This window comes from Arsukibacterium sp. UBA5043, assembly GCA_002415085.1.
Classification (GTDB): domain Bacteria; phylum Pseudomonadota; class Gammaproteobacteria; order Enterobacterales; family Alteromonadaceae; genus Alishewanella.
In genome coordinates this window covers 66,645-80,608 of the sequence record DIBV01000005.1, presented here as the reverse complement: position 1 = coordinate 80,608, position 13,964 = coordinate 66,645, and the positions used below count along the sequence as shown (strand labels likewise).

General features: G+C 48.5%; 10 protein-coding genes. 3 read left to right on the top strand and 7 right to left on the bottom strand.

Annotation, left to right across the window (positions count from 1 at the left end):
- Positions 1 to 124: 124 nt before the first annotated feature.
- The 5 genes from purT to malQ all read right to left on the bottom strand — a co-directional run bounded on the left by purT (position 125) and on the right by malQ (position 9,453).
- Entirely contained in the window at positions 125 to 1,327 is a 1,203-nt protein-coding gene (gene purT, locus B2Q61_RS06015; protein WP_290615881.1) for a formate-dependent phosphoribosylglycinamide formyltransferase, read from the bottom strand.
- A complete protein-coding gene (gene gndA / locus B2Q61_RS06010; RefSeq protein WP_290615882.1) occupies positions 1,324 to 2,853 on the bottom strand; it encodes an NADP-dependent phosphogluconate dehydrogenase in 1,530 nt (509 codons plus the stop codon). Before gndA ends, purT begins: the two co-directional genes overlap by 4 nt.
- 83 nt (positions 2,854 to 2,936) lie before the next feature.
- Positions 2,937 to 5,030: a glycogen debranching protein GlgX gene (glgX, locus tag B2Q61_RS06005; RefSeq protein ID WP_290615884.1), complete on the bottom strand. Its 2,094-nt coding sequence runs from the start codon at positions 5,028 to 5,030 to the stop codon at positions 2,937 to 2,939.
- Entirely contained in the window at positions 5,030 to 7,222 is a 2,193-nt protein-coding gene (gene glgB, locus B2Q61_RS06000) for a 1,4-alpha-glucan branching protein GlgB (protein ID WP_290615886.1), read from the bottom strand. The genes glgX and glgB overlap by 1 nt, the downstream gene beginning before the upstream one ends.
- Positions 7,223 to 7,263: 41 nt before the next feature.
- A complete protein-coding gene (gene malQ, locus B2Q61_RS05995) occupies positions 7,264 to 9,453 on the bottom strand; it encodes a 4-alpha-glucanotransferase (RefSeq protein WP_290615888.1) in 2,190 nt (729 codons plus the stop codon).
- 240 nt (positions 9,454 to 9,693) lie between these two features.
- Between malQ and gap the strand changes: the two genes are divergently transcribed.
- Positions 9,694 to 10,698, top strand: coding sequence for a type I glyceraldehyde-3-phosphate dehydrogenase (gene gap, locus B2Q61_RS05990; protein WP_290615890.1), 1,005 nt, complete (start codon positions 9,694 to 9,696; stop codon positions 10,696 to 10,698).
- Between the two features lie 19 nt (positions 10,699 to 10,717).
- Positions 10,718 to 11,584 carry a D-hexose-6-phosphate mutarotase gene (locus B2Q61_RS05985; RefSeq protein WP_290615892.1) on the top strand — a complete coding sequence of 289 codons (867 nt, stop codon included), beginning with the start codon at positions 10,718 to 10,720 and terminating at the stop codon, positions 11,582 to 11,584.
- Here B2Q61_RS05985 and B2Q61_RS05980 read toward each other — a convergent pair.
- Together B2Q61_RS05980 and B2Q61_RS05975 are read right to left on the bottom strand one after the other, a co-directional pair.
- Positions 11,581 to 11,772 (bottom strand): hypothetical protein, encoded by a 192-nt coding sequence (locus B2Q61_RS05980; RefSeq protein ID WP_290615894.1) that lies wholly within the window; start codon positions 11,770 to 11,772, stop codon positions 11,581 to 11,583. The two genes, B2Q61_RS05985 and B2Q61_RS05980, sit on opposite strands and share 4 nt — an antisense overlap.
- 77 nt (positions 11,773 to 11,849) lie before the next feature.
- Complete coding sequence (locus B2Q61_RS05975) at positions 11,850 to 12,257, bottom strand: hypothetical protein (RefSeq protein WP_290615896.1); 408 nt, start codon at positions 12,255 to 12,257, stop codon at positions 11,850 to 11,852.
- Positions 12,258 to 12,533: 276 nt separating this feature from the next.
- Between B2Q61_RS05975 and ccoN the strand changes: the two genes are divergently transcribed.
- Positions 12,534 to 13,961 (top strand): cytochrome-c oxidase, cbb3-type subunit I, encoded by a 1,428-nt coding sequence (gene ccoN / locus B2Q61_RS05970; RefSeq protein WP_290615898.1) that lies wholly within the window; start codon positions 12,534 to 12,536, stop codon positions 13,959 to 13,961.
- Positions 13,962 to 13,964 lie beyond the last annotated feature (3 nt).

Sequence of the window (13,964 nt, the reverse complement as noted above, 5' to 3'; positions counted from 1 at the left end):
GATGCTAACGGAATTTATTTCTTTAGGGAACATTTTATTACCTTCAAATTACGAGAATTTGAGTCGTATAACAAAAAAACCACCCGCAGGTGGTTTTTTATTTATTAAGAACTCATTTTAAGTGCTACTTCAGCGTTACGCTTAACTGGCTGATGACCTTAAGGGCTTTATCGGTCGCGGCTTCAACCGTGTCGCTCAGAGCCAGTGCGACACCCATCCGCCGCTCGCCCTGCACTTGGGGCTTACCAAAAATACGCAGCTCTGTATCTGGTTCGCTTAGCGCCTCTGCCATCCCCCGGTACTGAATATCGGCACTGTGGCCGGGAACTAACAATACAGCAGATGCTGCCGGGCCATAGTGTTTAATATAGGGAATAGGCAAACCTAAAATGGCGCGGGCGTGCAATGCAAACTCGCTTAACTGCTGGGAAATCAGGGTAACCATGCCGGTATCATGTGGCCTTGGGGAAACTTCCGAGAAATATACGGTATCGCCTTTAATAAACAGCTCTACTCCAAATAAACCCCGGCCACCTAAGGCTTCGACCACGGCTTTGGCGTAGCGTTTAGCTTCAGCCAGCGCGCTGTCGCTCATCGCCTGGGGTTGCCAGCTTTCCCGGTAATCACCTTTTTCCTGGCGATGACCAATGGGCGCACAATACTGGATCCCACTCAGCGAATTGATGGTAAGCAAGGTAATTTCATAATCAAAGTCGATAAAACCTTCGACTATTACCCTGCCCTTACCGGCACGGCCACCTTCCTGCGCATACAACCAGGCAGCATCGATATCTGACTCGCTGCGCAGCACACTCTGACCTTTGCCACTGGACGACATTATCGGTTTAACCACACAAGGGTAACCAATGGCGTTGATGGCAGCAATAAAGCTGGCTTTATCACTGGCAAACTGAAATGGCGAGGTAGCAAGTTGCAGTTCTTCAGCGGCTAAGCGGCGAATGCCTTCACGGTTCATCGTCAGGTTAACCGCCTTGGCGCTAGGCACTACATTAAAACCGCAATCTTCCAGTTCAATCAACACCGACGTAGCTATCGCCTCCAGCTCAGGCACGATTAAGGCCGGCTTTTCGCTAATTACCAGCTGGCGCAGCGCCGCGTTATCCAGCATCGACATCACCACTGCTTTATCAGCCACCTGCATTGCCGGGGCATTCGGGTAACGGTCAACTGCTATTACTTCGCAGCCATAGCGTTTTAACTCAATACACAATTCTTTACCCAGCTCGCCAGCGCCCAACAACAGTACTTTAGTGCTGCTGGCCGTACCCGGAGTACCAATTTTCTCAATGTTATGGGTTATCGTCATTTTATTTTCACCATAGGCCGTTTCGGATTGCTCCAGTCGACATGGAACATTTTACCTTTGGCTTTATCGGTGCGCTCAAAGGTATGGGCACCAAAATAATCGCGCTGCCCCTGCAGTAAATTAGCCGGTAAAACCGCGGTACGGTAAGAGTCATAATAACTTAGGGCTGAGCTGAGCGCCGCTACCGGGATACCGGCCAGCGTGGCATTAGCCACCGCTTTGCGCCAATTTTGCTGATACACCGATATTTGCTTAGCAAAAAACGGATCAAGCAGCAGGTTTTCTAACTCATCGTTGCGCTCAAACGCATCAGTAATTGATTGCAAAAATACTGCCCGGATAATGCAGCCCGCCCGCCAAATTTTAGCTATTTCAGCAAAATTCAGCTGCCAGCCGTGCTCGTCTGCTGCCGTTTTCATTAAATGAAAGCCTTGCGCATATACGCATATCTTGGCGCAGTACAGCGCATCATGCAGCGCCTGAATAATTTCGTCTTTCTGTTCAGCAGAAATAATATTCTGCGCCGGGCCGGCTAACACAGTAGCGGCTTTAACCCGCTCATGTTTAAGCGCCGATAATGACCGGGCATAAACCGCTTCAGCAATGGTAGGCGACGGGCTGCCCAGTTGCAGGCTACTGACCGCAGTCCACAGGCCGGTACCTTTCTGGCCGGCTTTATCCATAATCACGTCAACCAGCGGTAAACCGGTTTCAGAGTCTTTGGTGGCCAGTACTTCGGCGCTAATGCCGATTAAATAGCTATTGAGTGGCCCGTCATTCCATTGCTTAAAGACCTCAGCAATAGCCGCAGACGTCATGCCCAGAATATCCCGCATAACCTGATAGGCTTCACAAATCAGCTGCATATCGGCGTATTCGATACCGTTATGCACCATTTTTACATAATGGCCCGAACCACTGGGGCCAATATAAGTCGCACAAGGCTCGCCTTCGGTCACCGGATTGCCAGGCTCAAAGCGCTCTATCGGCTTTCCGGTAGCCGGATCAACTTTGGCGGCAATGGCTTGCCATAGCGGCTTAATACGAGTCCAGGCATAGGGGTCACCACTTGGCATTAACGAGGGGCCAAAACGGGCACCCACTTCTCCACCCGATACCGCAGTAGAGAAGAAAATAAACTTACCTTCATACTGTTTTTCCCGGGCAACGGTGTCTGTCCACAGACTGTTACCGGTATCAACAATAATGTCGTCCGCCTGAATGCCGGCGTCGATTAGCTTATGGCAGATATCGTCAACAGGTTTACCCGCTGGTACAGATAACACGACTAAATGCGGTGCCGATAAACGGGCTAATAATTCGGTGTATGAGCTACAGCCAATAACCCGAGCCGGCTTATCACCGCGCTCTGCTTTATCTTGTGCCAGTACCGCTTCCAGTTTCTGATGGTCTAAATCGAAGGCGGCTACCCGATAGCCATTGTCAGCAAGGTTTAGAATCAGGTTTTTACCCATCACCCCGGCTCCGACAAAACCGATATCACAAAGTGGCGCTGTATCTGTCATCTGACGATCCTTTACTTAATGTTGCTAAGCCAACAACAGGCTCGGAAAATGGCGCGCATTATACGGTATAAGTGCTGATAAACCTATTGCCACACCGATATACTATGTGCACTTTGCAAATAGTCGCGGTACAAGCTGCTGATATTGTCTGTCAGACCATCGTTATGAGCCGTATCAAACAGCCGCTGCCAGCCTCCGTTCTTTTTCTCTGTCGGCAGCGTCAACTCAACGGACTGCTCAGCACCATTAAACACAAACAACAGTGCTTTGCCACTTTGGCGGTTGCTAATCCGGAAAATACAAATAGCACGCTGAGGGTCATGCCAGTCGTGTTGTTGCTTTTCAGTGCCATCGGCTAAAAACCAACACACCTGATGTTTATCACCGTGCAATTGGTAGTGATCATCGAGTAAAGATAACTGCTGCAAACAGCTGAATTGTTGGCGTAATTGCAACAACTGACAAATAAACGCCTGAAATTTTTGTTGTTGACCATCGAGCTGCCAGTTTAACCAGCTTATCGGATTGTCCTGACAATAGGCGTTGTTATTGCCGCCCTGGCTATGGCTAAGCTCATCACCGCCCAGCCAGTGGATCATGCCCTGACTTAACAACAACGTTGCCGCCAGATTACGTTTATGCTGAAAACGGCTGGCAACAATCTGTGGATCATTGGTCGGCCCTTCCACTCCGTGGTTAGCGCTTAGATTGTGGCTATGGCCATCACGGTTTTGCTCGCCGTTCTGCCAGTTATGTTTGTCGCTGTAACTGACAACATCTTCCAGGGTAAAACCATCATGGTAGGTCAGGTAGTTTACGCTGCAACTGGCCGGTTTATGATGCTTTTGAAAAATATCACGCGAACCAAGCAACCGTGTTGCGAAGTCGGCTAACACGCCTTTATCGCCGCGCCAGAAAGCCCGGAAAGTATCGCGACATTTGTCATTAAGCTCCGACCAATTGGCCGGGAACTGGCCCAGATGATAGCCAAAAGGCCCGACATCCCAGGGCTCGGCAATCATTTTAGCTTGAGATAGCACCGGATCCTGGGCAATTATCTGAAAGAAACTGGCGTAAGGATTAAAACGTTTATGCTCCCGGCCCAGACTGACCGCTAAATCAAAGCGAAACCCGTCAACTTGCATTTCCGTCAACCAATAACGCAGGGCATCCATCACCAGTTGCTGAGTTGCCGGATTGGCGATATTGAAAGTATTACCACAGCCGGTAAAATTACAGTAATTTTGGTAATCCACCATATCAGCATGGCTGTGAAACAAGTAATAGTGGCGGTCGGCCAAACCACGAAAACTCAATACCGGACCATCATCGCCTGCCTCAGCACTATGGTTAAACACCACATCAAGGATAACTTCGATACCATGTTGATGCAGAGTCCGCACCATTTCTTTAAATTCCGCCACCGCATCATCCCGCTGATAACGCGGGTCTGGGGCAAAAAAATTGACCGGGTTATAGCCCCAGTAATTGGTCAGCCCAAGGCCGGTTAACCTGGGCTCTGCCATAAAGGCTGCCACCGGTAACAGTTGCACGCTGGTAATACCTAGCTGCTTTAAATGATGGATAATACTGCTATGGCACACGCCCAGATAGGTTCCCCGAATGGCGTCTGGTACCTGAGGATGTTGCATGGTCAGGCCTTTTACGTGCGCCTCGTAAATTACCGTTTTTTCACGGGCAATATTGGGTTTGCTACTGTCTTGCCAGTCAAAGCCTGCGGCTTGCCGGCTGTAGGCTGCCCTGTCCAGCACACCTTTCGCTAAAGCCAGATGACTTTTTTGCTGGTATTGATCTGCTTGCCAAACCTGAGGACGATTAAGTCTTCGGGTATAAGGGTCAATAAGCACCCGCCCTTTATCGAAACGCAGGCCAGCATTGTTATTACTGGCGCCGTCGGCTTTTAATGCATACAAGGTGCCGTCAACAATTCCACTGACTTGCACGTGCCAGATGCTGCCAGTGCGGCCGCTAAACTCCAGCTCGGCCAACAGCTCTTCTGTATCAGGCAGGTACAGACACAGCACCAGCGCGGTTGCATCAGGAGCAAATACCGCAAAGTTCCAACAGTCTTCGGCCACCAGGCTTGGGCCCAAGGGATAACTGCTGCCATGCCTGATAGCCATAATTAAATCGGCGTTATCCGGGCTGACACTCATCAGGCGTTATCCTTTTTTCGTAAATATAAGCAGGCCAAAGGCGGCAGGTTTAACCGGATAGCCTGAGCTTTACCCTGACAGCCGGGTGCTGCTGCTAACAAATAGCTGCCAACCGCGTAGTTACCGCCCCAATAATATTCACTGTCGGTATTAACTATAACCTCATACTCACCAGCTTGCTCAACTCCCAACATAAAGTTGTCACGCGGTACCGGCGTAAAGTTGGCGACCACATAAATCGCCGTGCCGGCACTGTCTCGACGGATAAAGCTCAGGGTGCTGTGTTCTGAATCGTTATGATCTAGCCAGCTGAAGCCCTGCTGCTGATAATCCAATTCGTGTAATGGCTTGCAGCGCTGATAACTGTGATTTAAGTCACGAAACAGTTGCTGCATCCCTTTATGCTTAGGATACGCCAGCAAATGCCAGTCCAGGCTTTGTGTGTGGCTCCACTCACGGCTTTGCCCTAACTCATTCCCCATAAAATTCAGCTTCTTACCTGGATGTGCAAACATAAAGGCTATATAGGCCCGTAAATTTGCCGCCTGCTGCCATTCATCACCCGGCATCTTATTAATTAAACTGCCCTTACCATGCACCACTTCATCATGTGATAGCGGTAAAATAAAGTTTTCGTTGTAGGCATACACCATCGAAAAGGTTAAATCGCTATGGTGGTATTTTCGATATGATGGATCTTTGCTGATATAGCGCAGACTGTCATTCATCCAGCCCATATTCCATTTAAAACCAAACCCCAGACCGCCGCTGTCTACTGGCCGTGAGACCTGAGGAAACGACGTAGACTCTTCAGCAATGGTCATAGCCTGCGGAAACTTGCTGTACACTTCAGTGTTTAACCATTTAAACAGGCTGATCGCTTCATAATTATGGTTACCGCCGTCAATATTAGGCACCCATTCACCTTCGTTGCGTGAATAATCCCAGTATAACATTGAGGCTACCGCATCAACCCGAATGCCATCAATATGAAAATGCTCCAGCCAATACAGCGCACTGGCCACTAAAAACTGCCTTACGTAGTCTTTGCCATAATCGTAAATGCAGGAGTTCCAGTCAGGGTGCCAGCCGCGTCGAGGATCAGCATATTCATATAAATGACTGCCATCAAATTTTGCCAGGCCGTGGCCATCTTCCGGAAAATGGGCAGGTACCCAATCAAGGATCACCCCAATACCCGCCAGATGGCAGGCATCAACAAAAGCTTTAAACTGATCAGGTGTACCAAAACGTGAAGTGGGCGCAAACAAACCCAAAGGCTGATAACCCCATGAACCATCAAAAGGGTGCTCCATTATCGGCAGTAATTCCAGGTGGGTATAGCCCATCTCCAGCAAATAGGGAATTAACTGCTGCGCCAGTTCCTGGTAATTGAGCGGCTGGTTATCCTCTTTACGACGCCAGCTGCCAATATGCAGCTCATAGATGCTGATTGGGCTTTGATACGGGTCGGTGGCCGGCCGCTCGCGCCAGTTTTTATCCTGCCATTGGTAATTGTTATGGTCATATACCAAAGATGCATGCGACGGATACTGCTCAGCATAAAACGCCATAGGATCGGCCTTATGAGGCAGTACATTTCCATCTTTATCTTTAATTTCAAACTTGTAACGTACACCACTGGCCACTTCAGGCATCACCAGCACCCAGTGGCCGCACTCGGTGCGCTCCATCGGATGACAGCGGCCATCCCAGCCATTCATATCGCCCACTAAACTGACACTACTGGCATCAGGTGCATACACCGCAAAACGAGTCGCGTGTAGCACCTTGCCGTCAGGGTTCAGGCTGATGAGTTGGGCACCCAGCTGGCGATACAGATTTTCAGGCTGGCTATGCACATGATGTACCGCATAAAACGCCTGCTCGCGAAACTGATACGGATCAATGCAGCGATAGGTGCTGTGGGCGTCATTTACCTGCAAATAATACGCACCTACTTTTCTTTTACGAGCCATTACTAACTCAAACACCCCCTTAAAATCAGGATGTGGTGTAAGTTTACCAAGGCTTTTATCACTCTTATATTCAAACGCCTCTACCGTTAGCGCATGCGGCAAAAAGGTTCGCAGCAGCATACCAGTGCCTTTGGCACTGTAGCTGTTTGCCTGCCAGCCCAGCACCGAAAAAGGGTTGCTACAATTTGCCTGGTTTAATTGCGCCAATGTCATGATATCTGTCCTTATCTACTTATTGTTAGCTGCAAACCAACTTAACTGGCTCGCGCTGCTGTTAGCTGGGCAAGCAGGTTTTGAATATGTGGCTCGGTGGTCCACTGCTCTAGCTCGCGGCTTAACTTTCGTCGCCAGTTAGGATATTCATCACTGGTACCGGGTACATTAACGGGCTGGGTCATTTCCAACCAATCTTCCAATTGCAGACACAGTAGCTGGCTGTTGCCAGCGGCCAGGTGGCGTTGCATGGCAAAATTAAGAGTCTGGTCCATCCCCAGGCTATCTACTTTGCGCGGATAATCAGCCGGTAACATGCCATGCCCATGCAGCGAGTCAAGGATCTGTTGCTTATTAGCATGGCGTTGTTGATACAAGCCCTGCAGTTGGTGCTCATCTTTATACAGGCCCAACTGCTGACCCAGTTTCAGATCTTCACAATGCCAGAAGCCGATTAAGGTTGGTAAATCATGGGTACTTAATGTTGCCATCGCTTGCCCAGGATAATGCGCCGGCGAAATATAGCCGCCATCAGCCGCCGTCTCAAAAAAGAACACCCGGTAAGAATAGATACCATAGTCCTGTAATAACTCCCGGATACCGTCTGGCACCGTGCCTAAGTCTTCACCTATGATCACCGCCTGCTGGCGCTGACTCTCCAGGGCTAAAATACCCAGCAAGTCCATTATCGGATAATACACATAAGCGCCGCCGCCCGCATTTTCTGCAGATTTTGGTACCCACCACAGCCGAAGCAAGGCCATCACATGGTCTATTCTGAGCGCGCCGGCATCCTGCATATTACTGCGAAATAAATCAATCATCGGCTGGTAAGCCTGGCTGAACAGCTGATATGGATGCATCGGTGGCAGGCCCCAGTTCTGGCCAGCAGGTCCCAGAGGATCAGGCGGCGCGCCAACACTGGCTTCGCGGCAATATAACTCACCATTGCTCCATATCTCGGTAGATGCTTCACTGACGCCAACGGCTAAATCACGATACAACCCCAACAACATACCTGAGGTTTTCGCCTGTTGTTGCACGGCTTTAAGCTGCTGCTGAGCAATAAACTGCAGGTAACAATAAAATTCAAGCTGTGGTTGATGCTCCAGCGCAAACTGTTGCACCGCGTCACTTTGCAGGTCACGATATTGCTCAGGCCAGTTAGGCCAGCCCCAGTGGTTACTGTCCTGTTTAATTAAAAATGCATGGAGCGCGTCGTACAGTGCCAATTGCCGCAAGCTGTCGCCTCCTTCGCGCTTAAACTTCGCAAAATCGGCCGCTAAACCAGCTTCCTTACCACTGTGCTGCACAAACCACTGGTACAAGCCCTGCATTACCGGCAGCTTAAGTTGCAACACCGCGCTGTAATCTACCCAGCCACGTTCTCGCTGTGTCGTCAGCGCTTCGCTAAACGCAGAGGTACTGACCCTGTCCTGGGTCGTACTGCACTGCTGGTAGCCAGGCATGGCCGTTACATCAATATAAATTATATTCAGCCAACGCCTTGAGGACGGGCTATATGGGCTGGCACTTTCGGGCATTGCCGGATACAACGCATGAATAGGATTTAAACCAACAAAGTCGGCACCCTGCCCGGCCAGATAATTTACCAGAGTAGCTAAATCCGTAAAATCACCGATCCCCCAATTACGGGTTGAACGCAAACCATAAAGTTGTAGCGATACGCCCCATTGTTTTTGCTGCGCAAATTGTGGTGGCTGATAACAGCTGCCGGGGGTGATAATTAAACTTTGCTCAAAACTAAAATCTGTGTCTTTACAGGTAAGGATCAGACGATGGTAGCCAGCCTCCAGCGGGTAATCCAGGTTGTGCTGGTACTGCTGATATTCTTCCTGTTCAATCAAGGCAACTTGAACCAGCTCACCGGCCACCGGTTCGGTACTGAACTGATAACGCTGACCCTGCTCGGTTTGTAATAACAAATCAAAGTCATGATTAGCCAGGGCCAATGGCACCTGCAACTCGAATTTCACTGGCTCACCAAGCGTTTGCACCGAGACCGGAGAGAGAATTTGCTGCCAGAAATCAAGTTGGCGCTCAATAAGCTCCGTTCTGGCAGCGGCCTCATCTGCTATATTAAAACCCTGAGCAGCGAGTAAGGCCAACTGATCGGCAGCAGCAACCTGGGTAGGTTTACCCCAGGCATCATTAAATTCAGTTTCAATTCCTGAGAACGCAACCAATTCGGCCAGTAACGCGGCATCCATTTTATATTCCTTCGTTTAAACAGTTAGTTGGCTTTATTTTATCGTTAAAAGTTATAACAACACCAAATCAATTTACGTTATTAAATTACAAAAAACCAATTTTATGCAGTTTAAAACTTGAAAAATGCCAGCTTTAATGTAATTTTACTACACATTGGTGATTGAATACGATTAGATGAATACGTTTTCAATCTCTGCGCTTACTCATTTTACTGGTTCAAATTTAATTCTGGAGTCGCTATGTCTATTCGGGTCGCAATTAATGGTTTTGGCCGCATTGGTCGCAATGTGTTACGTGCTTTATATGAAAGCAGCAAAAATTACGATATCAAGATTGTAGCCATTAACGATTTAGGCGACGCCGCCATTAATGCACACTTACTAAAATATGACACAGCGCACGGTATTTTTGCTGCCACCGTATCCCATGATGAGCAGGCGATTTATGTTAACGATGATCAGATTAAAACCTTAAGCATTCGTAATCCTGCCGAGCTGCCGTGGAGCGATTTAAAAATAGACGTTGTGTTAGAGTGTACCGGCTTATTTACTGATCGCAAAACTGCTGGCGCCCATTTGACTGCCGGTGCAAAAAAAGTGATTATTTCTGCCCCCGGTAAAGATGTCGATGCGACGGTAGTATATGGGGTTAACCATCAGGTTATTACTCCACAGATGACGATTATCTCTAACGCTTCCTGCACCACTAACTGTCTGGCGCCCATTGCCAAACCTTTGTCAGATGCGCTGGGTATCGAATCCGGTTTAATGACCACTATTCATGCTTACACTAATGATCAGCGTCTGAGCGATGTTTATCATACCGACGTTCGCCGGGCCCGGGCAGCAGCCATGTCGATGATCCCCACCAAAACCGGCGCAGCCGCCGCAGTAGGTTTAGTGGTACCAGAACTCAAAGGCAAATTTGACGGTCTTGCCGTGCGGGTTCCCACCCTCAATGTATCGCTGGTAGACTTAACCTTTATTGCCGGTCGCGATACCAGTATTGAAGAAGTAAATGATATTATTCGTGCCGCAGCCGCCCAAAGCCCGATGAATCAGGTATTAGCCGTTAACGACTTACCGCTGGTTTCAGTCGATTTTAACCATAATCCGATGTCATCCATTTTCGATGCGACAGAAACCCGGGTTAATGGCCGACTGGTAAAGGTCATGTCATGGTATGACAATGAGTGGGGCTTTAGTAACCGGATGCTGGATAACGTGGTTGAGCTAATGAAGTAAAGGTGCAGGCTAATTAGACATGCGCACATCCATTTGTCAGCAAACAGGTTTTGCACTGTTAACAGATTTGCCTTGCCTCAAGCTGCAATGTGGCAAGGCCAGCGCGGTAGTATCCTTATACGGTGGCCAGGTAGTGTCGTATAAACCAGCCCCCGATAACGAATTGCTATGGTTATCGGAAAAAGCGCAGTGGCATAACGGCGCCGCCATTCGTGGCGGCGTGCCGGTGTGCTGGCCTTGGTTTGGCCCTGTAGAGACAAAACTTAACCCCCTGCGCTTGCCACTGCCTAATCATGGCCTGGTGCGTACCCGGTTGTGGCAGTTAAAGCGCAGCAACGCCACCGCGCAATCAGTAAGTGCTACTCTGACAATAACGGTTAACGACTTACCTGATGGGTTGTGGCAAGACGCAGCTCAGCAACAACCGGTAACACTTAGCCTGACCGTTAACCTCGCCCCTGAACAGTTAACTATGCAACTTGTTTGCGACACGCCTTTGTACCAGCAAGCGGCACTGCACAGCTATTTTAGAATACACAACTTGCAGCAAACCTTTATAAAGGGTGTAAGCCAGCATTATTTCGATAAGGTCGAAAACGCCAGGCTGCACCATAATTCCGACATAGTGCACTTTAACGCCGAAACGGACCGCATCTATTATGATACTGGCGCTCAGTTGCAATTATCAGATGATAAGCAACAGCGACTTATTGCTCAGCAAGGGCATGATGCCAGTGTGATCTGGAACCCCTGGCAACAAAAAAGCCGTGATCTGCCCGATATGGCAGATCACGGCTTTACTGAATTTGTTTGTGTGGAAAGTGCCTGGCTCAATACTACCGCTGTAAGCGACTTGGCGTTGACTCAGACGCTACTGGCGCCTTAAAACTGACCGTGTAAAAACTGCTTCAGATCTTGTTGCGGGTAGCCAAGCTGATCCAGCATTTCCGGCAACTCTTCCTGCGGCAGAAAAACGCTATCAAAGTGTTCAAGAATCACTGTTAAATCAGCACCTTGATCTCGAAGCTGCTGAGCGGTTGCTAAATGAATATTGCGGACAAAATCACTGGTCATTTGGGTTAGCCTCTGCTTGATTCGCTGCACCATACTGAACATATTTTAGCCAACTGACAAGCTTTAAATCACCCTTTTTACCAGCTTGAATTAAACCGCTCATTTATCGAAAGTTTTTGGCCATCGGCCAACTGGAGCGTCAAGTTCAGTTGCCAAATCATGGCAGGATCGGCGCAAGCACCAAGTAGAAATTCAGCCCGCCATTGCTCTGAATTACCTGAGTCATTCGTATTAAGCTTTTGAAAACGCAATGGGATTAACCCCATGTACATGCTTACTCCAGACAGCTCAGCACTGATTGCCGTTATGGGCTGGTCACTTTGCACAATAATTTGCAATGGGGTTTCTACCGGCGCTGCTGCCGGGCTTAACTGAACGGCGAGCGCCGGTTGCTGATATAAAACCAACATACTGTCATCTATCTCAGTCGGCTGACAGGCCAGCAATACTAACAGGCTGAAACTAATGGCTATCCATTTTGGCATGGGCTAACTAGGGACAAATAAAAACAGCATTGTACCGGCTTTTCGGCAAAAGGGCTAAATAGTGACTACAATTGGCTGTTTATTAAGCAGAGACTTTGTTCTACGTCATAAAATGGGCGAGTTAACCTATCTTTTAAAAGGCAAAACTCGTATCATTTCGCCCAAAATTCAGTGGCTGCAACAGCTAAGTTAACATGATGTTAGTTGTCCACTTTATAACAAAGGGCCACCTCAAGGTGGATTTTAGTAACCAGCATAACTGCAGCGGAACTCAACATGAGCCAGACCAAATCGTTAAATGTTGAATACAACTATAGCGTTGTCCGCCTCTTTGCCATCACTACCGTTTTATGGGGTATTGTTGGTATGGTGGTGGGTGTATTACTTGCAGCCCAGCTTTACTGGCCGGCATTAAATTTTGATATTCCATGGCTGACATACAGTCGTCTGCGGCCTTTACATACCAATGCAGTAATCTTTGCTTTTGGTACCAGTGCCTTGTTTGCCACTTGTTATTATGTGGTACAGCGAACCTGTCAAACCCGCCTGTTTGCTGAAAAACTGGCCATGTTTACGTTCTGGGGCTGGCAACTTGTTATCGTCGCCGCGGCCATAACATTACCAATGGGTATGAGCCAGAGTAAAGAATATGCCGAACTGGAATGGCCAATTGACATTTTAATTACCCTCGTCTGGGTGTCGTTTGCTATTGTGTTTTTTGGCACGCTGGTTAAACGTAAAACCAGCCATATTTATGTGGCTAACTGGTTTTATGGCGGCTTTATCATTACCGTTGCTGCGCTGCACATCGTTAACAGCATGGTAGTACCGCTGAATTTATTTAAGTCTTATTCAATTTATGCCGGTGCAGTCGATGCCATGGTGCAATGGTGGTATGGCCACAATGCCGTCGGCTTCTTGTTAACCGCTGGCTTCCTCGGCATGATGTACTACTTCGTCCCTAAACAAGCTGGCCGGCCGGTATATTCCTACCGCTTATCCATCGTCCACTTCTGGGCCCTGATTGCCTTATATATCTGGGCAGGTCCGCACCACTTACATTACACCGCCTTACCAGACTGGACTCAGTCATTAGGGATGGTGATGTCTATCGTGTTATTTGTGCCCAGCTGGGGCGGCATGATCAACGGCATTATGACCTTATCCGGTGCCTGGCATAAGCTGAAAACCGACCCTATTCTACGCTTCTTAATTGTGTCGCTGTCATTTTATGGCATGTCGACCTTTGAAGGGCCAATGATGGCAATTAAATCGGTAAATGCGTTATCCCACTACACTGACTGGACCATAGGCCATGTGCACTCTGGAGCGCTCGGCTGGGTAGCGATGATCTCTATCGGCGCCATGTACCATCTTATCCCGGTTGTTTACAACAAAGTGGGTATGTACAGTACCAAACTCATTAACACCCATTTCTGGTTGCATACTATTGGTGTGGTGCTGTACATCGTCGCAATGTGGATATCCGGTATTATGCAGGGCATGATGTGGCGTGCAGTCAACACCGACGGCACCCTGACGTACAGCTTTGTGCAAAGTTTAGAAGCGTCTATGCCTTTCTATTTGATGCGTTTTATTGGTGGGGTCTTTGTAGTCGTCGGTATGTTGATTATGGCATACAACGTTTATAAAACCGTCCGTAGTAAAGATGAAGTGGCACACGCTGTGCCAGTAACGGCATAAGGG